The sequence below is a fragment of the Variovorax sp. AC103 genome, assembly GCF_979254005.1.
Map to the genome: position 1 here is coordinate 1 of NZ_CEEDFC010000114.1, position 234 is coordinate 234.

1 protein-coding gene is annotated in these 234 nt (G+C 56.0%); it reads right to left on the reverse strand.

The annotated features are described in order from the left end of the window. Window positions 1-210: TetR/AcrR family transcriptional regulator (locus AC0IYU_RS35020; protein ID WP_472127012.1), on the reverse strand; the 210-nt coding region annotated here is incomplete at its 3' end. Window positions 211-234: the final 24 nt, after the last annotated feature.

Below are 234 nucleotides of genomic sequence, written 5' to 3' on the forward strand. Positions count from 1 at the left end.
TGCTAGGGACTGCAACCCAATGACGTAGCGAGCCGTGAAAATCCCCAGCAATTGCGAGAGTCCAAGAGAGGCCCGTATCCCCGCCTCTTCTGCACCGAATCGGGGAATGAGTAAATTGACAACTGGGGCCAAAATTTCCTCGGTGTAAAACTGACGCATCATGTCGAAGGCGTCAGGCTGGGTGAGAAGTGCCTGCACCACACCTTGCATTTGCGGATCCGGTCCTCCCAGGCC